At 73.8% G+C, this 20779-nt stretch carries 20 protein-coding genes; 12 read left to right on the plus strand and 8 right to left on the minus strand.

Going from position 1 to position 20779, the window contains the following annotated elements; translation table 11 throughout:
- Window positions 1-75: 75 nt before the first annotated feature.
- The 3 genes from CFP65_RS18310 to CFP65_RS18320 all read left to right on the plus strand — a co-directional run bounded on the left by CFP65_RS18310 (window position 76) and on the right by CFP65_RS18320 (window position 2782).
- The gene (locus CFP65_RS18310; RefSeq protein ID WP_104820967.1) at window positions 76-855 is read left to right on the plus strand and encodes a glycerophosphodiester phosphodiesterase; all 780 of its coding nucleotides are present in this window, start codon (window positions 76-78) and stop codon (window positions 853-855) included.
- A 255-nt stretch (window positions 856-1110) separates the two neighbouring features.
- The gene (locus CFP65_RS18315; protein ID WP_104820968.1) at window positions 1111-1653 is read left to right on the plus strand and encodes an ATP-binding protein; all 543 of its coding nucleotides are present in this window, start codon (window positions 1111-1113) and stop codon (window positions 1651-1653) included.
- A 139-nt stretch (window positions 1654-1792) separates the two neighbouring features.
- Complete coding sequence (locus CFP65_RS18320; protein ID WP_104817114.1) at window positions 1793-2782, plus strand: DUF5926 family protein; 990 nt, start codon at window positions 1793-1795, stop codon at window positions 2780-2782.
- 231 nt (window positions 2783-3013) lie between these two features.
- On the opposite strand, the gene CFP65_RS18325 is transcribed toward CFP65_RS18320, so the two are convergent.
- Complete coding sequence (locus CFP65_RS18325) at window positions 3014-3721, minus strand: bifunctional DNA primase/polymerase (RefSeq protein ID WP_104817115.1); 708 nt, start codon at window positions 3719-3721, stop codon at window positions 3014-3016.
- Between the two features lie 340 nt (window positions 3722-4061).
- Between CFP65_RS18325 and CFP65_RS18330 the strand changes: the two genes are divergently transcribed.
- A complete protein-coding gene (locus CFP65_RS18330) occupies window positions 4062-5498 on the plus strand; it encodes a PP2C family protein-serine/threonine phosphatase (RefSeq protein WP_104817116.1) in 1437 nt (478 codons plus the stop codon).
- A 122-nt stretch (window positions 5499-5620) separates the two neighbouring features.
- Window positions 5621-7114, plus strand: coding sequence for an aminopeptidase P family protein (locus tag CFP65_RS18335; RefSeq protein WP_104817117.1), 1494 nt, complete (start codon window positions 5621-5623; stop codon window positions 7112-7114).
- A gap of 70 nt (window positions 7115-7184) precedes the next feature.
- Here the strand turns inward: CFP65_RS18335 and CFP65_RS18340 are convergent, their stop codons facing one another.
- The 4 genes from CFP65_RS18340 to CFP65_RS18355 all read right to left on the minus strand — a co-directional run bounded on the left by CFP65_RS18340 (window position 7185) and on the right by CFP65_RS18355 (window position 11238).
- Window positions 7185-8573 (minus strand): hypothetical protein, encoded by a 1389-nt coding sequence (locus CFP65_RS18340; protein ID WP_104817118.1) that lies wholly within the window; start codon window positions 8571-8573, stop codon window positions 7185-7187.
- Window positions 8570-9232: an RNA polymerase sigma factor gene (locus CFP65_RS18345; protein ID WP_104817119.1), complete on the minus strand. Its 663-nt coding sequence runs from the start codon at window positions 9230-9232 to the stop codon at window positions 8570-8572. The genes CFP65_RS18340 and CFP65_RS18345 overlap by 4 nt, the downstream gene beginning before the upstream one ends.
- Window positions 9233-9361: 129 nt before the next feature.
- On the minus strand, window positions 9362-10660 hold the full coding sequence (locus CFP65_RS18350) for a hypothetical protein (RefSeq protein ID WP_158702231.1): 1299 nt from the start codon (window positions 10658-10660) through the stop codon (window positions 9362-9364).
- Between the two features lie 122 nt (window positions 10661-10782).
- The gene (locus CFP65_RS18355) at window positions 10783-11238 is read right to left on the minus strand and encodes a rhodanese-like domain-containing protein (RefSeq protein ID WP_104817121.1); all 456 of its coding nucleotides are present in this window, start codon (window positions 11236-11238) and stop codon (window positions 10783-10785) included.
- 168 nt (window positions 11239-11406) lie between these two features.
- Between CFP65_RS18355 and CFP65_RS18360 the strand changes: the two genes are divergently transcribed.
- The 4 genes from CFP65_RS18360 (at window position 11407) to CFP65_RS41830 (ending at window position 15028) form a co-directional block, all read left to right on the plus strand.
- The gene (locus CFP65_RS18360) at window positions 11407-12438 is read left to right on the plus strand and encodes a DJ-1/PfpI family protein (protein ID WP_104817122.1); all 1032 of its coding nucleotides are present in this window, start codon (window positions 11407-11409) and stop codon (window positions 12436-12438) included.
- Between the two features lie 134 nt (window positions 12439-12572).
- Window positions 12573-13298 carry an aquaporin gene (locus tag CFP65_RS18365; protein WP_104817123.1) on the plus strand — a complete coding sequence of 242 codons (726 nt, stop codon included), beginning with the start codon at window positions 12573-12575 and terminating at the stop codon, window positions 13296-13298.
- Between the two features lie 97 nt (window positions 13299-13395).
- Window positions 13396-13956 carry a SigE family RNA polymerase sigma factor gene (locus CFP65_RS18370; protein WP_104817124.1) on the plus strand — a complete coding sequence of 187 codons (561 nt, stop codon included), beginning with the start codon at window positions 13396-13398 and terminating at the stop codon, window positions 13954-13956.
- A complete protein-coding gene (locus tag CFP65_RS41830) occupies window positions 13943-15028 on the plus strand; it encodes an esterase family protein (protein ID WP_104817125.1) in 1086 nt (361 codons plus the stop codon). Before CFP65_RS18370 ends, CFP65_RS41830 begins: the two co-directional genes overlap by 14 nt.
- 114 nt (window positions 15029-15142) lie before the next feature.
- On the opposite strand, the gene atpF is transcribed toward CFP65_RS41830, so the two are convergent.
- Both atpF and CFP65_RS18385 read right to left on the minus strand, forming a co-directional pair.
- On the minus strand, window positions 15143-15637 hold the full coding sequence (gene atpF, locus CFP65_RS18380; RefSeq protein WP_104817126.1) for a F0F1 ATP synthase subunit B: 495 nt from the start codon (window positions 15635-15637) through the stop codon (window positions 15143-15145).
- Between the two features lie 72 nt (window positions 15638-15709).
- Window positions 15710-16255 (minus strand): carboxymuconolactone decarboxylase family protein, encoded by a 546-nt coding sequence (locus CFP65_RS18385; protein WP_104817127.1) that lies wholly within the window; start codon window positions 16253-16255, stop codon window positions 15710-15712.
- Window positions 16256-16366: 111 nt separating this feature from the next.
- Between CFP65_RS18385 and CFP65_RS18390 the strand changes: the two genes are divergently transcribed.
- Window positions 16367-17026, plus strand: a complete 660-nt coding sequence (locus tag CFP65_RS18390) for a MarR family winged helix-turn-helix transcriptional regulator (RefSeq protein ID WP_104817128.1) — start codon at window positions 16367-16369, stop codon at window positions 17024-17026.
- Here the strand turns inward: CFP65_RS18390 and CFP65_RS18395 are convergent.
- Entirely contained in the window at window positions 16978-17934 is a 957-nt protein-coding gene (locus CFP65_RS18395; RefSeq protein ID WP_104817129.1) for a winged helix-turn-helix transcriptional regulator, read from the minus strand. The genes CFP65_RS18390 and CFP65_RS18395 overlap by 49 nt on opposite strands.
- A gap of 71 nt (window positions 17935-18005) precedes the next feature.
- Here CFP65_RS18395 and CFP65_RS18400 point away from each other — a divergent pair, with 71 nt between their 5' ends.
- Window positions 18006-19367 (plus strand): MFS transporter, encoded by a 1362-nt coding sequence (locus CFP65_RS18400; RefSeq protein ID WP_104820969.1) that lies wholly within the window; start codon window positions 18006-18008, stop codon window positions 19365-19367.
- Window positions 19368-19559: 192 nt separating this feature from the next.
- A complete protein-coding gene (locus CFP65_RS18405; RefSeq protein ID WP_104817130.1) occupies window positions 19560-20660 on the plus strand; it encodes a serine protease in 1101 nt (366 codons plus the stop codon).
- Window positions 20661-20779 lie beyond the last annotated feature (119 nt).

The raw sequence follows: 20779 nt of genomic DNA on the forward strand, positions 1-20779 counted from the left end.
CCTCCCCGTACGTTGGCCCGGCGTTCACCGTCGGGCTCGTATGGTGGCGGGGTGGACACCCGTGACCTCCCCGCCATGCCGCCCGTGCTGCCCGAGCGCTCGACCGTCAAGGTCGTCGCACACCGCGGCTCCTCCGCCGCCGAGCCCGAGCACACCCTCGCGGCCTACGCGCGGGCGATCGAGGAGGGCGCGGACGCGCTGGAGTGCGACGTCCGGCTGACCGCCGACGAGCAGCTGGTCTGCGTGCACGACCGGACGGTGGCCCGCACCTCGAACGGCACCGGCGTGGTCTCCACCATGACGCTGGCCCAGCTGGAGCAGCTGGACTTCGGCTCCTGGAAGACCGGCTCCGGCCCGCAGCCGGTGCTCACCCTGGCCCAGCTGCTCGACCTCACGGTCAAGGCCGGCCGCCGGGTCGAGCTGGCCATCGAGACCAAGCACCCGATCCGCAGCTCGGGCCGGCTGGAGGCCGCACTGCTGCGGATGCTCGGCGAGTACGACCTGCTCCCCGCCTCCCCCGAGACCTCCCAGGTCCGGATCATGAGCTTCTCCGAGCTGGCCGTCCGCCGGGTCCGCCAGGCCGCCCCGGCCGTCCCCACGGTCTACCTGCTCGAGCGCCGCCTCCCGCTGCTAGGGCGCCTGCGCCGCCTCCCCGGCGGCGCCCCGATCGCCGGCCCCGGCATCGACCTGGTCCGCGCCGATCCCTCCCTGGTCACCAACCTGCGTGCCGCCGGCCACCGCGTCCACGTCTGGACCGTCGACGAGCCCGCCGACGTCGAGCTCTGCCTCGAACTCGGCGTCGAGGCCATCATCACCAACCGCCCCCGCCAGGTCCTCGACCAGCTGGGCCGCTAGCGCGCGGCTTGTGCGCCCCGCCCGGGGCTGCGCAATTGGCGTACGCGGGCGTGGTAGAGGGGGCGCGCACCACCGGAGCGTGGCGAATTACGTCACCTTTCACAACCGTACGTGAGCAAGGAATCACCATTTGCGCACCGTGAGTTGCGGCGCCCGTAATTGTCGCGTAGCGATCGCCCGGCACTCGTTTCCGACGCATTCTCCAGGGGCATCCATCCCTCGGTAATCGCTGAAGGAGGTCCGGGGGTGGCACTGATGGTGGCGCACGAGGTGCCGGCTACATCGACGCTGGCCGTGCCGCACGGGCCCGCCAGCGTCGGGGTCGCCAGGCGGCGGCTGCGCCGTGATCTGGGTGACCGCGCGATACCCGACACGGTCATTGACGACGCCGTACTGATCCTTTCCGAGCTGCTGAGCAATTCCTGTCGCTACGCGCGTCCGCTCGGGCGCCTCTGCGATCTCGATCTGGACGCTCCCGGCGCAGTTCTGGTGGGGGCGCACTCGCCCACCAGAAGGCCCGCGCCGTGCGCGGACGGGGAGTGGGAATCCGGTGGAGTGCTGGTGAGTTGGCAGATGCACCGGGACGGCTCGCTGACCCTGGAGGTCACCGACGGCGGCTCGGCCACCCGGCCGGTGCCCGCCCGGCCCTCGCTCACCTCGCGCGGCGGCCGCGGCCTGAGCATCGTCGGGCGGCTGGCCAGTGACTGGGGCGTCCGGGACGCGCCGGGGCAGGTCACCGTCTGGGCGGCGCTGGCCACCACCGGGGCCCACGAGGGCACCGAGGCGCGCAGCGCCTGACGGCCCGCACACCAGCCCGGTCGGCGGCCCGCGGTGACGCGCCCCGACGGCTCGCACACCCGCTCGGAGGCCGGACGGAGCCCGGAAACCTCTATAGGCTGCCCGGAGCAAGTGTCCTCGTCCCCGGGAGAGCCGCACCATGGCCAAGAAGGCCGCGAAGAAGTCGCCGCAGCGCCAGTCCACCCCCGTGACCTCGGGTGAGATCCCCGTCGTCGGCGCGCGGGAGGACTGCCCCTGCGGCTCGGGCCGCCGGTACAAGGCGTGCCACGGCCGGGAGGCCGCCCACGCGGTGCAGGAGCTGGTGCACCGCCCGTTCGAGGGCCTGCCGGGCGAGGCCGACTGGGTCGCGCTGCGCGAGCTGGTGCCCGCCGCGACCGTCCCGCTGACGCTGGCCGCCGGGGTGGCGGAGGGCGCCGTCGGCGAGGTGCCCTCGGTGACGCTGGCCACCGTGCTGCCGCTGGCCTGGCCGGCGCTGCGCCGCCAGGACGGCTCGATCCTGCTCGGCCTGCAGACCCAGTCCTCCTCCGGCGACCTGAGCCGCGACCTGGGCGACGCGCTGGAGCTGGCCCTGGCCACCGAGCCGGGTACCCCCGTGGCCGCCCGCCGGACCGCCCCGGGCGGCCGCCGCCTGCAGGAACTCCTGGACCTGACGGCCGAGTTCACCCCCGCCGTGCACACCGGCTTCGAGTTCTGGCTGGAGGACGCGGAGAGCGCCACCGGCGAGGTGGCCGCCTCCCTGGAGCGGGCCAACGCCTCGGCCATCCCGACCGAGAAGATCTCCAGCGTGCCGCACGCCTACTGGTGCAAGGCCGCCGACAAGAACCACCTGCGCTGGGTCATGACGGTGCCCGAGGAGCAGCTGCTCGACGCGCTGGCCCGGCTCACCGCCGCCGACCGCTCCTCGCTCGGTGCGGACACCCGCCTGGTCGGCTCCTTCCGCGCGCACGGCCTGACCGTGCCGGTCTGGGACCTGCCCTCGGAGATGACCGCCGACGAGTGCGAGAAGCCTGCCGCGGAGTTCGCCGAGCGCCTGGCCGAGACCCTCGCGGGCCTGGCCGACAGCCCGCTCACGGCCGAGGAGCGCCGGGCCCGGGCCAACCTGGTGAACCGTCAGGTCACCCTGAACTGAGCCCCGTTCGCCGGAAATGTGACTCCGGTCACATTTCCGGCCGATGGTGAAAAGGGCCAGGTCGCGAGCCCGATGGACAAATTGGCTCGGACGCGGATCTTTGTTACCATTTAAACGATCCGGTCGCTGGTGCATCCCCCGTCGCCAGCGGCCGGATCTTTTCATGTCCGGCCAAGGCCGGACATTGTCGCTTCCGGAATTCCTTGCTCCGCCGGCCGCCCGCCGGCGCGTTCAGAACGCCAGCCGACTGCCGCCCGAGGTGGCCGTACTGGCCGCGATCAACGCCCCCAGCAACGTGGCGACCTGGGGCAGCCAGGGCCGCTCCTCCACCGGCGGCCGCAGCCAGCGCACCGGCCCGGCCCCCGTCCGCGAGGGCGGCAGCACCAGGAAGCCGTCCGGCCCGTGGTAGCGCAGCGAGCCCGGCACCCAGGCCTGCTCGGCCAGCAGTTCGCCCAACTCCTCCAGCGTGTACGGCGCGACCAGCAGCACGTACCGGGTGGGGGTGGCCAGCACCGGCCCGATCGGCACCCCGTGCAGCCGGAACCACTCCAGCGCCCGCACCCCCGCCTCGGCCGGCAGGCTCACCCCGCAGACCGTCCGCCCAGTGGCCACCAGCACCGAGGACTCCGGGCTGCGCTCGCCCCACCACCAGGCCACCATCCGGGGGTCGGTGCTGGCCGCGAGCAGCGGCGGATCGTGCGGGTGGGCGCCCGGCGAGGGGCAGCAGGGGTCGCCGCAGGAGCAGCAGCCGAGCAGCCCGGGCACCCCGTACGCGCCGGGCACCACCGGCCAGCCGCGGGCCGCCGAGGCCAGTGCGGTGGCGAGCAATGCGGCCCGGGCCCGGCGCCGCGCGCCGGGCAGCCGGAGCCCGCCCCAGCGCGGACGGGCGCGGCGGAAGGTGCTCGGCCAACTCAACCGGGGGAGGCGCTGGTGCGGCATGAGCGCTCGTTCCTTTCCGCGACCACGGGGCTCGGACCGTCAGACCGGGGGGCGGCCACGGGCGGGGCCCGGCGAGGTCGGCCCCTGGGAACGAGAATCCACCATGCGACCGGACGGACGCGGCTCGCGGCCGGTTGGTTCCACCGTACGAGTGAGTGGCACGTGCCCGCCGCGGACGCCGGGCCGCTCAGGCATACGATCCGGGCCGTTGACCGCCTGGACATGCCCCGATCGGCCTGTGTACAAGTGGTGGATTGATGCCGAAGTAGAGACATGGACGTCTATTTCGGGCGGTCTTCGGGTCCTGCGTGACACGTACCAGTGTGTGGGGAGTTGGGACATGACCGACGCCAAGCCGCTCGACCTGCCGAGGAGCGGCGACCTGCCGAGGGCGCTGGTACCGGCCGCCACCCGCGGCGCGGAGCGCCTGCAGGACCGTTTGGCCGGACACCCGTCCGAATACCCGGCGGCCGAGCAGCCGACCGGCGAACAGCCGGGCACTGCGGACGAGCCGACGGCCGACTACGCGGCCCTGCACGAGCACACCGGCCGGCTCGCCACCGCCCGGGGCCTGGCCGACACCCTGGACGCCGTGCTCGCCTCCGGCGCGGAGCTGCTCGGCGCCCGGCGCGGCCTGATCACCACCACGGCGCGCGGCGCCGCCCGCGCCGTCGGGCTCGGGCTGGACCGCGCCGGGCTCGGCGCGCTGGAGACCGTGCCGGCCGAACACGGCCCGTTCGCAGGGCTGTTGAGCGAGAGCGGGGAGCCCGGACGGCTGCTGATCGCCGACCTCGCGGCCGATCCGGCCGCCGACCCCGCCGTCACCCCCCGGCTGCGCGAGGTGGCCGCCCAGCTCGGCCTCGGCGCCTGCTACGCCCTCCCGCTGGCCACCCCGGCGGACGGCCCGCTGGCCGCCGCCGTCTGGTTCTACGACCAGGCCACCGAGCCCGAGCCCGGCCGCCGCCGGCTGCTCCAGCTCTACTGCGACCTGGCCGCCCCGCTGCTCGCCACCCAGCTGGCCGCCGACCGCGCCCGGCAGTCCACCGAGGCGCTCCGGCGCGGCCTGCTGCCGGACCGGCTGCCCGCCGTGCCCGGCCTGCGGCTGGCCGCCCGCTGCGTGCCCGCCGGTCTCGACCACGCGATCGGCAGCGACTGGTACGACGCGATCGCCCTGCCCGACGGCTCGGTGGGCCTCACCGTGGGCAGCGTGCTAGGCGACGGCCCGGGCGCCGGGCCGGATTCGGCCCCCGGCGCGGCCACCGCGATGGGAAGGCTGCGCTCGGCGCTGCGCGCGTACGCCGTGCTGGAGGGCGAGGACCCGGTCTCGGTGCTCGGCGACCTCGAGCTGCTGCTCAAGACCACCGAGCCGACCCGCTCGGCCACCGCCGTCTACGCCTGGGTCGAGCCCGACGAGCACCGGATCACCCTGGCCGGGGCCGGCCACTGCCCGCCGGTGCTGGTCACCCGCTACGGCGCCAACTTCGTGGAGACCTCGCTCTCCGCCCCGCTCGGCATGCTCAGCTGCTGGGAGGCGCCCCGGGTGGAGCTCGGCGCCGAGCGCGGCGACCTGCTGCTGCTCTACACCGAGGGCCTGGCCCGCCGCTTCGGCGCCACCCTGCACGCCGGGCAGACCGCCCTGCGGCGGGCCGCCGCCGACGCCCCGCGCGACGTGCGGCACGACCCGGAGCTGTTCTGCGACCACCTGCTGAGCGTCTGCGGCGAGCCCGAGGGCGCGGCCACCGACGACCTGGTGGTGCTCGCCGCCCGCTTCGAGTGACCGTTGTGGGTACGGCCCTCGGACCGGCCCGGTCAGCCGTTCGGACCGGGTCCGTACCATGGGCAGCACGGCCGCCCCCTCACCCCACCGGGGTGGCCCACCACTCGCAAGGAGGCGACGTAGTGACCGAGGACCGTACCCCGGCGGCAGGCGACAACCCCGAAGGCGCCGTGGACAGCGACGCGGACGAGCCGATCAAGGGCCGCAAGAACGGCCTCTACGACGGCGTGTCCGACGAGCTCGCGGCTTCGATGAAGTCCGGCTGGGGCGACACCGAGCTGCGCGACCTCCGGCCGATCGAGCAGGCCGCCCACACCGCGGCCCGCCGCGCCGCGCTCTCCGCCGCCTTCCCCGGCGAGCGCCTGGTGGTGCCCGCCGGCAACCTGCGGACCCGCTCCAACGACACCGAGTACTCCTTCCGCGCCGCCAGCGAGTACGTGCACCTCACCGGCAACCAGACCGAGGACGCCCTCCTGGTCGCCGAGCCGGCCGGGCAGGGCCACGAGTTCACCCTCTACCTGCTGCCGCGCTCCGACCGCGAGAACGGCGAGTTCTGGCTGGACGGCCAGGGCGAGCTCTGGGTGGGCCGCCGGCACAGCCTGGCCGAGTCGGCCGCGCTCTACGGCCTGCCGACCCGGGACGTGCGCAAGGCCGCCGAGGAGCTGGCCGCCGCCTCGGACGTGCCGACCCGGATCGTCCGGGGCTACGACGCGGGCCTGGAGTCCGCCCTCGCCGAGCAGCTGGACGAGGACCGCGACCAGGAGCTCAAGGTCTTCCTGAGCGGCCTGCGGCTGGTCAAGGACGAGTGGGAGATCGGGCAGCTGCGCGCCGCCTGCGAGGCCACCGTCAAGGGCTTCACCGACGTGGTCCGCGAGCTGAGCCAGGCCGTGGCCACCTCCGAGCGCTGGATCGAGGGCACCTTCTGGCGCCGCGCCCGCGTCGAGGGCAACGACATCGGCTACGGCTCGATCTGCGCGGCCGGCGCCCACGCCACCACCCTGCACTGGGTCCGCAACGACGGCGAGGTCCGCCCCGGCGAGCTCCTCCTCCTCGACGCGGGCGTGGAGACCCACACCCTCTACACCGCCGACGTGACCCGCACCCTCCCGATCGACGGCACCTTCAACCCGCTCCAGCGCAAGATCTACCAGGCCGTCTACGACGCCCAGGAGGCCGGCATCGCCGCCGTCCGCCCCGGCGGCCGCTTCCGCGACTTCCACGACGCCGCCCAGCGCGTGCTCGCCGAGCGTCTCCTGGAGTGGGGCCTGCTCGACTCCGCCGCCTACGACGTGGACAAGGTCCTCGAGCTCGGCCTCCAGCGCCGCTGGACCCTCCACGGCACCGGCCACATGCTCGGCCTGGACGTCCACGACTGCGCCCACTCCCGCCGCGAGCAGCACGTGGACGCCCTCCTCGTCCCGGGCATGTGCCTCACCGTCGAGCCCGGCCTCTACTTCCAGCAGGACGACCTGACCGTCCCCGAGGAGTACCGCGGCATCGGCATCCGCATCGAGGACGACATCCTCGTCACCCCCGAGGGCAACGAGAACCTCTCCGCCGGCCTCCCCCGCACGGTCGAGGCCATCGAAGCCTGGATGGCCGACCTGGCGGGCTGATGCCCCGTCCACGCATAAACCCGTACCCCGGCCTCCGCTTAGGCCGGGGTACGGGCGTTTCAGGAGCGGGTCAGTTCCCCGCAGTGGCACCCTTGCTCGGGCTGGGGCTCGTGGTGGTGGTGGCCTGCGGCGGCAGGGTGACATCGGCCGTACCGAGGCCCACCTGGACGAGGGTGGTGGTGGAGACGAGCGGACCGACGTACGCACCGACCGTGAGCTTCAGCGCGGTGCGCTGGTCACCGGGGGCCAGTGTGAAGCGGTACTGGACGGTGGTGGTCTTGCCGGGGGCGAGTGAGTAGAAAGTCCCCGCCGCCGCCGGATCATCGGTCAGGGACCGCACCGTCTTGTCCGTGGCCCAGCCATTGCCACTGGTGGTCGCGACTTCGAGAGCGCCGGGAACCGCGTTCCCGTCGGCACTCGTCGCGCTCACCTCCAGACCCGGACTGTAGGTGTACTGCCCACCGGTGTTCGTCAGGGTAGTGGTGAAGGTGACGGCTCGCGCACCTCCGGCGGCCGGAGTGACCGCCACCGAGCCGATCTCGACCTTCAGGTCGCCCTGGCTCGGCTGCCTGGCGACGTCCGCGTCGAAGCCGGTGAAGTCCAGGCTGTCGACGATCGACTGCAGATCCTGCTGGTAGTCGGCCTTGAGCCCGCGTGCCATCACGAACACCCGGTAGCCGTCCAACCCCCAGATCTGCGCGGTGTAACGGGTGTTCGAGTTGCAGGCGACCTGCCAGACGGTCTTGGCCGACTCCTTGCCGCCCACCGTGCCGGTGGTCCGCACGGCCGAGCCGATCTGCTTGTAGCCGGTCAGTACGGTCTGGTCCAGCGGGTGCGCCGGGTGATCCCAGTCGTAGCACTCGGGCTGGTGCGACCAACCGCCGTCCGAGGTCATCACCGCCCGGGTCGGAAAGGCTGCCTGGGCGTCGGTCTGCTCGCCCCCCTGGTACGTCTGGATCACCACGCCGGACGGGTTGCACTCGTCACCGGCCGTCCGGCCGGGAGCGAGCAGGCAGTACGCGGACGGATCCGACCCGGCAGCAGTCGTCCAGCCCAGCGGCACGGTGAACTTGAGGCCCCGGAAGGAACCCGGGGCACCACTCGGGCTCTCGCTCGTGGTCTCCGCCGTGCTCGGCGGGGCCGCGACCGCCGTGGCGGAAGGAGCAGCGGTGGTGGTCACCGGCGACGGGGAGAGAGTGGCCGCTGGGGGCGGGCTGTCGTGGCGGTCGGCGACTGTGTGCGGGTCGAAGGCCACCAAGCCGATGGTGACCGCAGCCGCCAGCGCGAAAAGGGTGACCACGGCCGTGGGGACGACCCGCAGGCGGCGCAGCCGGCGGGTCGGCGGGGCTGCCGGGCGCAGATCGTGGGCGGTGATCCCGGCGGCCCGGGCAGCCAACGCCTCGCGCAGGAGACGTTCGGTGGGGGTCTCCTGCAATCGGTGCTGATCGCTGTCGCTCATCGGGCCTTCTCCAACTGCTTCTCCAGGGCGTCCAGCGCCCGGCTCGCGGTGGACTTCACAGCGCCCCGGGAGAGCCCCAGGGTCTCGGCTATCTGGGCCTCCGACAGGTCGGACCAGTAGCGCAGCACCAGCACCTCGCGCTGGCGCGCCGTCAGCTCCTGGAGCGCGACCAGCACCCGGCGGTGCTCGTCGTTCAGCACGGCGTGGTCCTCGGCCGACGGGGCGTCGGCCTCGTGCGGCGGCACGTACTCACGGGCCGTCTTGCGGCGCCGCAGCATCGAACGGGCTCCGTTGACCACCGAGGTGCGCAGGTAGCCGAGGGCGTTGTCGAGGTTGTCGAGGGTCTCGCCGTGACGCTGGTAGAGGGCCGTGAAGGCCTCCTGCACCACGTCCTCGGCAAGGTCCTGGTGGTCGACCAGCAGGACGGCCATCCGCACCAGCGAGAGCCGGTGGGAGTGGTAGAGCTGGGTGAGCGTCGGCCGGTCCTCGTCGGCCGGGCGGCCGCCGCGCAGCAGCCGGAAGCCGCTGCGGCCACCGCTCTGCTCGGCCAGGCCGAGAGGCTCTGCGGCGTCCAGCGCGCCGAAGAGGAGACGGACGAACCCCCGCGTGCCGCGACGCCCCGGCTTGGGGAGAAACGACGGCACGATCGCCATGGACATACGTGTTCTGCTTTCCGAAAGACAACCTTCCCGGATCGGTTCCGGGGCAGGTCAGCGGCAGTGTCGATGGAAACGGTACGAAGCGCGGTCACCCAAGGCGACAGGGGGGCTGCCGCCCGGCCCGGCGGCTCAGTGGCCGGTCGGGGCGGAGCTGGGCGCGGGGGACACCGAAGCCGTCGGGACCGCCAGGGGAGGGGTGAGCGTCACCGGCTTGCTGGGGTGCCCGTCCGCTCCCGCCCCGAGGGTGTAGACGACACCAGACTTCCAGCCCTCGACCAGACCGACCCGCAGGGTGTAGGTCGCGGTGCCGCCGGCCGGGAGGACCGAACCGAGGACAGACAGGTCCGGGGAGGTCTGCCCGTAGCAGTCCTCCTTGATCGGCAGCGGACGCCAGGTGCCGCCGACCAGCGCCTCGACGGTCAGGTTGTCCCGGCCGAACGGCTTTCCGTCAGCCTTGCCGGGCACGGCCACCGACATGGTGGGCAGCACCAGGTTGGCGTCGCTGTCGGTCGGCGCGGTGACCTGGAACCGGAACTGACCCGGCGTCCGGCCGATCACCAGCTCGGTGGGATCTCCGAGCACCCGGACGGTCGGGCTGTGGTGGTCGGTCACCGCGATGTGGGTCTGCTGGGCAGCCAGCCGCTTGAAGGCGTCGGGGTGGTCCGAAGCGTAGGCGTCCGCCTCAAGCACGAGGTCACCCGTCCGGTTGCCGGCGTTCACGTGCATCCGGTACTCGATGGTGCGACTGGCACCCGGCGCCAGGGCGAAAGCCACGGAGGCACCCGTGGTCGCGTAGTCCATCCCACCGCCCTGGGAGAGGGCCGGGAGCGTCGTCCACCGGTCGCCGTCACGCCGCTGGAGCGTCCCGGTCACCATCGAGAGGACGTAGTTGCACGGTGCCCCGTCATAGGGCAGCGCGGAGACCACCGGGGAGATCCCCGGGTACGCGTGGTCCGTCCCATTGGTCCAGGTCACCGCGAAGCTGACGGCGGCGCCGCCCGCCTCGACTTGCTGCGGTGCGGAAATGCCGCTGAAGGCGATGTCGAGATTGCCGGACCGGGGGGCGATCGGCTGAGCAGGGGCGCTCGTCGGGGCGGTCGGCACCGTGGAAGCGGGGGCGGGGTCGAGCGTGGGCGTGGCGGAGGCGGACACGTCGGCAGGCTGGGCCACCGACCGGCGCGGCGAGGGCACGGTGGCGGGCACGACGGGCGACGGTTGACCGACGGAAGCGGCGGCCGAACTGGCCACCGGGGCCGGCTGGTAGGCCACGGCGGCGTTCCCCTGAGCCGCGAGGGCGGCAGCGGTACCCACCACTGCCGCCGTCAACGGGACGGCGATGGTGAGCACCCTGCGGCGACGGGACCAGGCACCGCCCTTGCCGCTCTTGGCAACAGAGCGGGCAGAACGGTTCATTTCGGGCGTACGCATGGCAGGAAATCCCCGAGGGCGTGGCTGGTGAGCCGGTGGAATGTGCGCCGACTCCCTGCGGCTCACACCCTGATAGACGTCCATCCCCCCGGGGGGTTGCAGGTGGATCGGAAAGTTTTTTCTCAGCAGACCAGGCCCAGGTCGGCGGGGGTGGCGGTGGCCGGGTCGACGGGGCGGCGGCCCTCGGTGGGCCAGCCCTCGCGGATCCAGTACTCGAGGCCGCCGATCATCTCCTTGACCTCGCGGCCGAGGGCGGCGAGCTTCATCGCGCCCTTGGTGGAGCCGTTGCAGGCGGGGCCCCAGCAGTAGACCAGGAGCAGGCCCGGCGGGAGTTCGGCGACCCGCTCGGGGGTGATCTCGGCCAGCGGCAGGCTGATCGCGCCCGGCAGGTGGGTCTTGCGGTGGGCACCCTCGGCCCGGACGTCGAGGATGGTGAAGTCCTGCCGGCCGTCCCGCAGCGCGTACCAGACGTCGGCCGGGTCGGCCTGGCAGGCGAGCCGCTCGGCGAAGAAGGCGAAGGCGCGCTCGGGGGTGGCCGCCGGGATGTCGGTGACGGGGGAGGTGACGGTGGTGGTCATCGGGCGTCTCCTGACGGTCCGTTGCGGGTGTCCCGCCGATCGCTTGCGCTCGGCGGCTTCGCATCGATCCTCGTTTCCGGACACCACCTCCCGACAGTGGCGGGAACGACTACACTCGCCAAGATCCCGCCAACAGGGATGCCCAGCACGGATGCCAGGAGCACCACGATGGCCAGCACCACCACCCGGCCCGGCCCCGTCCCGGTGACCATCGGCCCGCCGCCCGAGCCGGTGCACACCATCGCGGTGTACGCCTTCGACGGCATGGCGCCGTTCGAACTCGGCGTCGTGGTCGAGGTGTTCGCGCTGGCCCGACCGGAGCTGACCGGCCTGCTCGCGGCACCCTGGTACGGGCTGAAGGTCTGCGCCGACCGACCGGGCACCCGGCTGCGGGCCGTCGGCGGCTTCTCCCTGACGGCCCACCACGGGCTGGAGGAGCTGGCCGACGCGGACACCGTGATCGTGGTCGGGGTGCCCAACGCGTTCAGCGGGGAGGTCTCCCCCGGCCTGGTGCACGCGCTGCGCACCGCGCACGAGCGCGGGGCCCGGATCGTCTCGATCTGCTCGGGCGCCTTCGCGCTCGCCGCCGCCGGGCTGCTGGACGGCCGCGAGGCCACCACCCACTGGCGCTACGCCGAGCTGCTCCAGCAGCGCCACCCGGCGGTGCGGGTCAACCCGGACGTGCTGTACGTGGACAACGGGGACGTGCTGACCAGCGCGGGCAGCGCCGCCGGGATCGACCTCTGCCTGCACCTGGTGCGCAGCGACCACGGCGCCAAGGTGGCCAACACGGTGGCCCGCCGGTTCGTGGTCCCGCCCCACCGGGCGGGCGGCCAGGCCCAGTTCATCGAGGCTGCCGTCACGCCCGTCGAGGAGGAGGACGACGGCATCGCCCGCAGCATGCAGTGGGCCCTCGGCCACCTCGCCGAGCCGCTCACCGTGACCGTGCTGGCCCGGGCGGCCCGGATGTCCGACCGCTCCTACCTGCGCCACTTCACCGCCCGCAACGGCACCAGCCCGATGCGCTGGGTGATCACCCAGCGCATCGCGGCCAGCCTGCCACTGCTCGAATCCCCCGAGGGCACCATCGAGGAGATCGCCACCGCCGTCGGCTTCGAGAGCGCCGCGACCTACCGGCACCACTTCGGCCGGGCGATGCGCACCTCCCCGACCGCCTACCGCCGCACCTTCGCCGCCTGAACCACCCACACCATTCTGGTCCAGCCCCACGTCAGGGGCCCGTACGAGTCTCCTAGCGAACCCACCCCACCGGGCCGTCCACTTGGTCATACGAGCCGATTGACCGCCCGGTGGCCGTTGGCCAGCATGACCGCATGACCACCCCACCCCTCGCCAACCGCCTCGCCGCCGAGTGCGTCGGCACCGCCGCGCTCACCGCCGTCCTGATCGGCTCCGGCATCCAGGCCACCGGCCTCAGCCCGGACGGCGGGGTGCAGTTCCTCGGCAACGTGGGGGCCTCGGTGCTGGCCCTCGGGGTGCTGATCGTGCTGCTCGGCCCGGTCTCCGGCGCCCACTTCAACCCGCTGGTCTCCGCCGCCGCCTGGTGGGCCGAGCGCCGCACCGGCACCGGCCTGACCCCGCGTGACCTCGGCGCCTACGCCCTCGCCCAGCTGGCCGGCGCGGTCGGCGGCGCCGCGCTGGCCAACCTGATGTTCGGCCACCCCGCCGTCGAGCTTTCCCTGCACCACCGCTCCGGCCCCCGGCTCTGGCTGGCCGAGTCGGTGGCCACCGGCGTCCTGCTGCTCCTCGTGCTCGGCCTGGCCCGCACCGGCCGGGCCAGGTACGCCCCAGTCGCCGTCTCCGCCTGGATCGCCGCGGCCTGCTGGGGCACCTCCTCCGGCAGCTTCGCCAACCCGGCCCTCACCCTGGGCCGCGCCCTCAGCGACAGCTACACCGGCATCGCCCCGGGCTCCGTCCCCGCCTTCGTGCTCGCCCAGACCCTCGGCGCCGGCGCCGCCCTGGCCCTGCTCCCCCTCCTCTTCGGCCCCGACCACGCCAAGGCCCCCGCCGACGCCCGCGAGCTCACCCCGAACCCCTGACCCTCCACCGACCCCCGGAAGCCCGTCCCACCGGATTTCCGCCCCGGGCAACCCGATCGGCAGGATCGGTGGTCTGACCGGGTGAAAGGGGGTGCCGATGGGCATCGACGACGAGGCGGAGTTCAGCAGCTTCGTGCAGGGCCGATGGAACGGGCTGGTCCGCACCGCGTACCTGCTCACCGGGGACCGCCACCACGCCGAGGACCTCGCGCAGACCGCACTCACCAAGGTGTACGCCTCCTGGCGGCGGATCCGCCGGAGCGACAACCCGGACGCCTACCTGCGCCGGGTGCTGGTCACCTGCAACATCGACCGCTTCCGCAAGCGCCGCCCGCTGGAGCACCCGACCGACGACCTGCCCGAGCCCTACGGCCCGCGCCCGCCGGCCGCCGACGCCCAGGCCGACCAGCGCCGGGTGCTGATGGCCGCGCTCGCGAGCCTGCCCGCCCGCCAGCGGGCCGTGGTGGTGCTCCGCTACTGGGAGGACCTCTCCGCCGAGCAGACCGCGGCCGCCCTCGGCTGCTCGGTCGGCACCGTGAAGAGCCAGGCCGCCAAGGGCCTGGCCAAGCTCCGGGAGTTCCCCGGCCTGACCGACCTCACCGGCCCGACGGCCGCCGCCCCCACCAGCCGACCGGAGGTGCTCCATGACCGGGCCTGACCACCACACCACTCCCGAGGCGCCGGCCCTGCGGCAGGCCCTCGCCGAGGGCGCCGAGAGCCTCGCGCCCTCCGCCGCCCCGTACGCCGCGATCGTGCACGGCGGCCGCCGCCTGCGCCGCCGCCGCACCACCACCCGCGCCGCGCTGGCCCTCACCGCCGTGCTGGTGCCCGCGCTCGGCCTCACCCTGCTGCCCGACCACCGCACGGCCCCGGCCGCCGGCCCGGCCTCCGGCAGCTCGGCCACCCCCGGCTCCCCCGACCGCCGGGTGGACGCCGCCGCCCCGGGCGTGAAGTTCGAAGCCCCGCACGACCCGAACGTGCCCAACGACGTCCGGATGACCAAGCTCCAGGGCAAGGTCTCCGGAGTCACCGGCGAGGTGCTGGTCTGGCTCCCGCCGCAGTACGACGACCCGGCCTACCGGGACAAGACCTTCCCGGTCGTCGAGCTGCTCCCCGGCCGCCCGGCCGCCCCCGACACCTGGTTCTCCACCCTCGGCGCCTCCACCCAGCTCGCCCCCTTCGCCGCCGACGGCTCCGCGCTGCCCTTCGTCCTGGTCGCCCCCCAGACCAGCCACCTGGCCGGCGAGAGCGACAACGGCTGCGCCGACCTCCCCGGCGGCCCCAAGGCCGAGAGCTGGCTCACCCGGGACGTGCCGCAGTTCCTGCTCGACCACTTCCGGGTCCGGACAGAGGCCCGCCACTGGGCCCTGGCCGGCTACGCGGGCGGCGGCCACTGCGCCGCCCGCCTCGCCCTCGAACACCCCGACCGCTACGGCGCCGCCGCCAGCCTCTCCGGCTACAACGACCCTGCCGAGCAGCCCAGTTCACCCGTCGGCCAGGACCCCACCCGCCGCACCCAGGCCGACCTCCTCACCCTGATCCACCGCACCCCCACCCTCCCCCTCTACACCGCCGGCGCCCCCGGCGACGGCCTCGAAGACGCCCAGGCCCTCGCCGCCGCCTCCCCCACCACCGTCACCGTCCAACCCCTGACCACGGCCCACGACCCCCAAGCCTGGACCCAGACCCTCCCGAACCTCTTCAAGTGGCTTACCAGCTTGGGGCGGTAGGTCGTCCTTTCAGGGGCGCGGGGAACTGCGCGAGAACCCCCCACTCCGCTGCATCGGAACGCAGAAGGCCCACTTGCACCGTCAACGGACAGCGCAAGTGGGCCCAAGTGCAAATCAGACAGCGGCACTCTCAGCAAAGAACCCGTCCACCACGGCCTGAGTGCTCGGCAGCTCCGCCACCGACTCCCCCAGGATCCGGCCCGCCAACTCGACGGCCACCCGCGCGACATCCTCGCGCAGCTCGGCCTCGGCGATCACCCGGTCAGCCTCCAACTGCACCTTCGCCGCAGCCACCACCCGGTCCCGCTGCGCGATGCCCTCGGCCCGCACCTCGGCCAGGTAGGCGGCCCCCTGCTCCGCCGCGGTCTGCCGGATCTGCGCGGCCTCCTGCCGGGCGGCGGCGATCTCGGCGCGGTACTCCTCGTACACCCGCTGCGCCTCGGCCAGTTGCGCCTCGGCCCGGGCCTGCCCGCCCTCGATGGCGTCCTCGCGCTGGGCCAGCACGCGTTCGATCCGGGGCAGCAGCAGCTTGCCGAGTATCCCGAAGATGAGGAAGAAGCAGATCAGACCGAGTACGAGTTCCGAACGATCAGGCGTCAAAGGTCCCATGGCGACAATCCTACGTAACGACCGCCACCCGCCCAATGGTTGACCCTCACTCATCCGGTATTCGGACGCCCGTCACCCCAGCACCGGCAGGTGCACCGCCGGGAAGTCCACCTCCGTCCGCGCCACCGAGTTGAAGTAGTTGGTGAAGACGTTCAGCGCGACGGCGCCGATGATCTCCCCGATCTCCCCGTCGCCGTACCCGGCCGCCCGGACGGCCGCCAACTCCTCGTCGGAGACGGACCCCTTGGTGCGGATGACCGCCCTGGCGAAGCGCAGCGCCGCCGCGTCCCGCGGGTCGGTCGCCTCGGCGTGCGCGCCGCCCGCCAGGTCCACGGCCCCGACCCCGGCCCGGGCACCGAGCACGTGGTGGGCGGCGTAGCAGTACTCGCAGGCGTTCTCGGCCGCCGCGAGCAGGGCGATCTGCTCGCGCAGCGCGGCAGAGAGCCGGCCCTTGGCGAGGGCACCACTGAACGAGAGGTAGCCGTCGAGCACGGCGGGCGAAACGGCCATCGCCCGCATCATGTTGGGCGTCCCGCCGAGCGCCCGGTCGACCTTGTCGAGCAGGTCCTTGGCGGCGGGGGTGGCAGTGTCGGGGTGCACGGTGGACAGACGGGACACGGAAGGCTCCTCGGTCACTTGTTTGGCACTGCCAACTTCTTGTTGGCAGTGCCAAATATAGTTGGCGCTACCTAGAATGCAAGGGGTCACGACAGGCAGGGAGGTCCGAGGGTGGACGCAGCACAGGACGGACTCCCGGGCCTCTCCCCGGAAGAGCAGCTGCTGATCGGCCTGACCAGGCTCGGCCAGGCGGTGCGGCTGAGCGCCTGGCACAACGCCGGCCCGGTCAAACTGACGCCGCTGCAGGCCGACATCCTGCTCTTCCTGGCCGGCGACCGACGGCCCCGGCGGCAGGGCGAGATCGTCACCGCCCTGGCCTCCACCGCCCCCACCGTGAGCGACGCCGTCCGCACCCTGACCACCAAGCAGCTGGTCGAGCGCCACCGCGACCCGGTCGACTCCCGGGCCGTCACGCTCACCCTCTCCCCCGCCGGCCTGGCCGAGGCCGACCGCCTGGCCGTCGTGCCGGAGCCGCTCCGCGAGGCGCTGTCAGCGCTGCCCGAGCAGGACGTGGCGGCCATGCTGCGCGGCACCACCACGATGATCCGGGTGCTCCAGCAGCACCGCGCCATCCCGGTCTCCCGCACCTGCGTGACCTGCCGGTTCTACCGCCCGGACGCCCACCCGGAGGACCCGGCGCACCCGCACCACTGCGCCTTCGTGGACGCCCCCTTCGGCGACCACGCCCTCCGCCTCGACTGCCCGGACCACCAGCCCGCCGCTCAGCCCGCCGAACCCGGCCCCGCCGCCGAACCGGGCTCCGCCGCCTGACCTGCCTCCGACGCCCCCGCCAGCGAATCGATCAGCGCCAGCACGTCCTCCACCGACCCGGCCGGATCCGGCAAGGGGTAGAGCACGCCCCGCACCACCCGCTCCCCGTCCACCACCAGGGTCAGCCGCTTCAGCCGGTCCACCCCGGCGGCCCGGAAGGTCGGCAGCCTTAGCCCGACGGCGAGTTGGAGCTCGGCGTCGGAGAGCAGCGGGAACTGGATCCCCTCGTGCGCGGCGAACTCCGCGAGCTGGTCCGGCCGTCCGGTGCTGACGCCGCGCACGGCCACGCCCCGGGCGGCGAACTCGGCCAACCGGTCGCGATAGGTGCAGGATTCGAGCGTGCAGCCCCGGGCGCCGGGGATCTCGCCCCAACCGGGCGGGTACGCCTGGGCGGTGGGCAGGAACGCGCCGGGGTAACAGTAGAGCGCCGTCCACCGGTGGCCCTCGGCCACCGGGTCGAGCGCCCCGGCCGGCCCGGCCGCCGTCGCGGCGGGCAGCAGCGCCTCGGGCACCCGGGAGCCGACCAGGCCGTGCACCCGACGGGTCTCGGCCGAATCGGCCTCGCTGGTCGCGGAGAGCGAGCCGTCGCCCAGCACGTACCGCGAGCCCCAGTCCTGGAGCGCCGCGAGCACCGGCAGCAGGCCGCGCCCGGCCTCGGTCAGCCGGTACTCGTAGCGCGGCGGGCGCTGGTGGTAGAGGTGCTTCGCCAGCACGCCGTCCTCGACCAGGGCCTGCAGCCGCACGGTCAGCACCTTGCGGCTGATGCCGAGGCGCTCCTGCAGCGCGTCGAACTGGTGCACCCCGCCCGCCACGTCACGGACCAGCAGCAGCGTCCAGGCGTCGCCGACCACTCCCAGGGCCTGGGCGATCGAGCAGTCCGTCTGCCCCGTCAGATCCGTGTAGCGCATACCCCCATCCTGCCCCAGGTCGAGCCGTCCGCTAGAGTCAGTTCCCTAAGGGAACTGACTCGGGGGTGGCCATGACCGACGCGATCGACCGACCTGCCGCGAGACCCGGCGGGCGGGCCCGCCGTGACGAGAACGGCGGGAGCAGCACCGCACGGAGCGAGGGCAGCCGCGCGTTCTGGCGCTACTTCACCGCCTCGACCGTCAGCAACACCGGCACCGCCGTCACCGGGGTCGCCCTCCCGCTGATCGCCGTCACCACGCTGCACGCCGGCAGCTTCGAGATCAGCCTGCTGACCGCCGCCGGCAGCATCGCCTGGCTGCTGATCAGCCTCCCGGCCGGCGTGCTGGTGCAGCGGGTGCCGCTGCGCGGAGTGCAGGTCTCGATGGACCTCGCCCGGGCCGCGGCGATCGCCTCGGTGCCGGCGGCGGCCGCCCTCGGCCTGCTCTCGCTGGCCCAACTCGTGGTCGTCACCCTGGTGGTGGGCTTCGCCACGGTCGTCTTCGACGTGGCGAACTCCTCCTTCCTGCCCTCGATCGTGCCCACCGAGGAGCTGACCGCGCGCAACAGCACCACCTCGGCCGCCTTCTCCGCCACCCAGCTCGGCGGCCCCTCGCTCGGCGGGCTGCTGGTGCAGCTGCTCGGCGGCGCGGCGAGCCTGCTGGTGGACACCGCCAGCTATCTCTGTTCGGCCGCGCTGCTCCGCTCGCTGCCCTCGACCCCGCCCGCCGCCGCGCCGGGGGCGGCCCGGGTGCCCTTCCTGGAGCAGATCAAGGAGGGGCTGCGGTTCGTGCTGCACCACCCGGTGATCCGGATCTGCGTCGCGCTGGCCACCCTGGTCAACTTCGGCTGCGGGGCGCTGATGGCGCTGATGCCGGTCTTCCTGGTGCGCACCCTGGGCGCCCCGGCCGGGGTGGTCGGCCTGCTGATGGCCACCGACGGCCTCGGCTCCCTGCTGCTGGCCGCCCGCACCCCGGCGCTCGGCCGCCGGTACGGCAGCGCCCGGGCCCTGCTGCTGGCCAGCCTGGTCGGCACCGCCACCGCCTTCCTGATGCCGCTGGCCGGCCACGGCTGGGGCCTGGTGCTGTTCGCGCTCGGCAACGCGGGCTTCTCCGCCGGGGTGGTGGTGCTCAGCATCCTCACCCGCACCCACCGCCAGACCGTGGCCCCGCCGGAGCTGCTGCCGCGGGTGATGGCCTCGGTCCGGTTCATCTCCTGGGGCGCCGTACCACTGGGCGCGCTCACCGCCGGGGCCGTGGCCACCGCCACCGACCCCCGCACCGCCCTGCTGCTCACCTGCCTGGGTCTGCTCTCGGTGCCCGCCGTGCTGCTGGCCGGCCCGCTGCGCCGGCTGCGCGAGCTGACCGACTCCACCACCGGCAACCCCGCCCCCGAGACCGCCCCCGCTCTCGCTCCCGCTCCCGAGACCGCCTGACCAGGTCGGCGTAGCCGCTGCGCCGACCGACTGACCCGGGGAGCCCGACGCCGGCGGGCCCACCGGGGCGGGCCGGTGCCCCGACCACCATGTGATGGCCGGGGCATCGGCCCGGTATGGCCCCCACCCGCAGGATCACCGGGGAAACCGACCGCCGGTGCCCCGGCACCGGCCGATCCTCCGGGAGACCTCTTGAACCACGTGGTCCTCTTCCAACGCGCGGCCGTGGCAGGCATCACGGCCCTGGCGCTGGCCGGCGTGCTCGCCGCGCCCGCCCTCGCCGCTCCGCGCCCCGAGCCCGTCCCGTTCTCCGCCTACACCGGCGTCGAGCGGATCCCCGAGACCACCGACCCGGCCGCCGCCCAGGCCGCCGCCGACCACTGGACGCCCGAGGCGATGCGCGCGGCCGTCCAGGCCGACGGCCCCGCCGCGTCCGTCCAGGCCGCCGCGCCGACCGGCCTCGGCCCCTCGGCGATCCCGCCGGTCTGGCGCACCCAGCCGAAGCCCGCCACCTCGGGCCGCCCGGCCGCCGGCGCCCCGGCCGGCCCGACCACCACCCGCTCGGCCGGGCCCGCCCCGGTCGCCGCCACCACCCACCTGCAGGCCCAGGTCGCCACCACCCCGACCACCGGCCTGCCCACCGTCGGCGCGCTCTTCTTCGACGTGGGCCCGGTGCACGAGCGCTGCACCGGCACGGTGATCAACACCGGCAGCCGCAACGTGATCGCCACCGCCGGCCACTGCCTCTGGAACCGCCTCACCAGCTGGCTGCCCGCCACCGTGATGCCGACCCCCGTCTTCGTGCCCGGCTACCACGACGGCCAGTCCCCGTACGGCAAGTGGACGGTCAAGACCCGCTACTACGCGAGCGCCTGGCGCAACAACCTCAACCCGGACTACGACTTCGGGTTCATCGTGCTGAACGACCTGAACGGCAAGCGGGTCCAGGACGTGGTCGGCGGCAACGCCTGGCGCACCGACGCCGGCAGCAGCAACAGCGTCGAGATCACCGGCTACCCGGACAACCGCGACCAGCCGCTGCAGTGCTTCACCAGCACCCAGAAGTACGGGAGTTACGCCTCCCAGCTGGTCTTCCCCTGCGACAACTTCCACACCGGTGTCTCCGGTTCGCTGCTGATGCAGGGCTTCAACTCCCCGGCGGCCGGCCTCGGCACCGCGATCGCCTCGCTCGGCGGCTACCAGGAGGGCGGCAATACCGACAACACCTCCTACGCCGTGCTCTGGAACGGCAGCACCGCCACCCTGATCAACTCGGCGGTCAACGGGCAGTAACCACACCGCAGTCGGCCCGTCAGGGGCACCGATCGGCCCCGGTCCGCAGGCTCCCCTCCCGCCTGCCGGCCGGGGCCGATCGGCACCCCTGATGGGGCGCATCGGAGTTCCCCGCCCGC

The organism is Kitasatospora sp. MMS16-BH015 (assembly GCF_002943525.1).
Lineage (GTDB): Bacteria > Actinomycetota > Actinomycetes > Streptomycetales > Streptomycetaceae > Kitasatospora.

Bases quoted from the DNA above. Each gene is read 5' to 3' on its own strand.
- CFP65_RS18365 (WP_104817123.1), top strand. From the start codon at position 12,573: ATGACCACCCCACCCCTCGCCAACCGCCTCGCCGCCGAGTGCGTCGGC.
- CFP65_RS18370 (WP_104817124.1), top strand. From the start codon at position 13,396: ATGGGCATCGACGACGAGGCGGAGTTCAGCAGCTTCGTGCAGGGCCGA.
- CFP65_RS18355 (WP_104817121.1), bottom strand. From the start codon at position 11,238: ATGACCACCACCGTCACCTCCCCCGTCACCGACATCCCGGCGGCCACC.
- CFP65_RS18395 (WP_104817129.1), bottom strand. From the start codon at position 17,934: ATGCGCTACACGGATCTGACGGGGCAGACGGACTGCTCGATCGCCCAG.
- CFP65_RS18320 (WP_104817114.1), top strand. From the start codon at position 1,793: ATGGCCAAGAAGGCCGCGAAGAAGTCGCCGCAGCGCCAGTCCACCCCC.
- atpF (WP_104817126.1), bottom strand. From the start codon at position 15,637: ATGGGACCTTTGACGCCTGATCGTTCGGAACTCGTACTCGGTCTGATC.
- CFP65_RS41830 (WP_104817125.1), top strand. From the start codon at position 13,943: ATGACCGGGCCTGACCACCACACCACTCCCGAGGCGCCGGCCCTGCGG.
- CFP65_RS18360 (WP_104817122.1), top strand. From the start codon at position 11,407: ATGGCCAGCACCACCACCCGGCCCGGCCCCGTCCCGGTGACCATCGGC.
- CFP65_RS18340 (WP_104817118.1), bottom strand. From the start codon at position 8,573: ATGAGCGACAGCGATCAGCACCGATTGCAGGAGACCCCCACCGAACGT.
- CFP65_RS18310 (WP_104820967.1), top strand. From the start codon at position 76: ATGCCGCCCGTGCTGCCCGAGCGCTCGACCGTCAAGGTCGTCGCACAC.
- CFP65_RS18325 (WP_104817115.1), bottom strand. From the start codon at position 3,721: ATGCCGCACCAGCGCCTCCCCCGGTTGAGTTGGCCGAGCACCTTCCGC.
- CFP65_RS18400 (WP_104820969.1), top strand. From the start codon at position 18,006: ATGACCGACGCGATCGACCGACCTGCCGCGAGACCCGGCGGGCGGGCC.
- CFP65_RS18315 (WP_104820968.1), top strand. From the start codon at position 1,111: ATGGTGGCGCACGAGGTGCCGGCTACATCGACGCTGGCCGTGCCGCAC.
- CFP65_RS18330 (WP_104817116.1), top strand. From the start codon at position 4,062: ATGACCGACGCCAAGCCGCTCGACCTGCCGAGGAGCGGCGACCTGCCG.
- CFP65_RS18350 (WP_158702231.1), bottom strand. From the start codon at position 10,660: ATGCGTACGCCCGAAATGAACCGTTCTGCCCGCTCTGTTGCCAAGAGC.
- CFP65_RS18345 (WP_104817119.1), bottom strand. From the start codon at position 9,232: ATGTCCATGGCGATCGTGCCGTCGTTTCTCCCCAAGCCGGGGCGTCGC.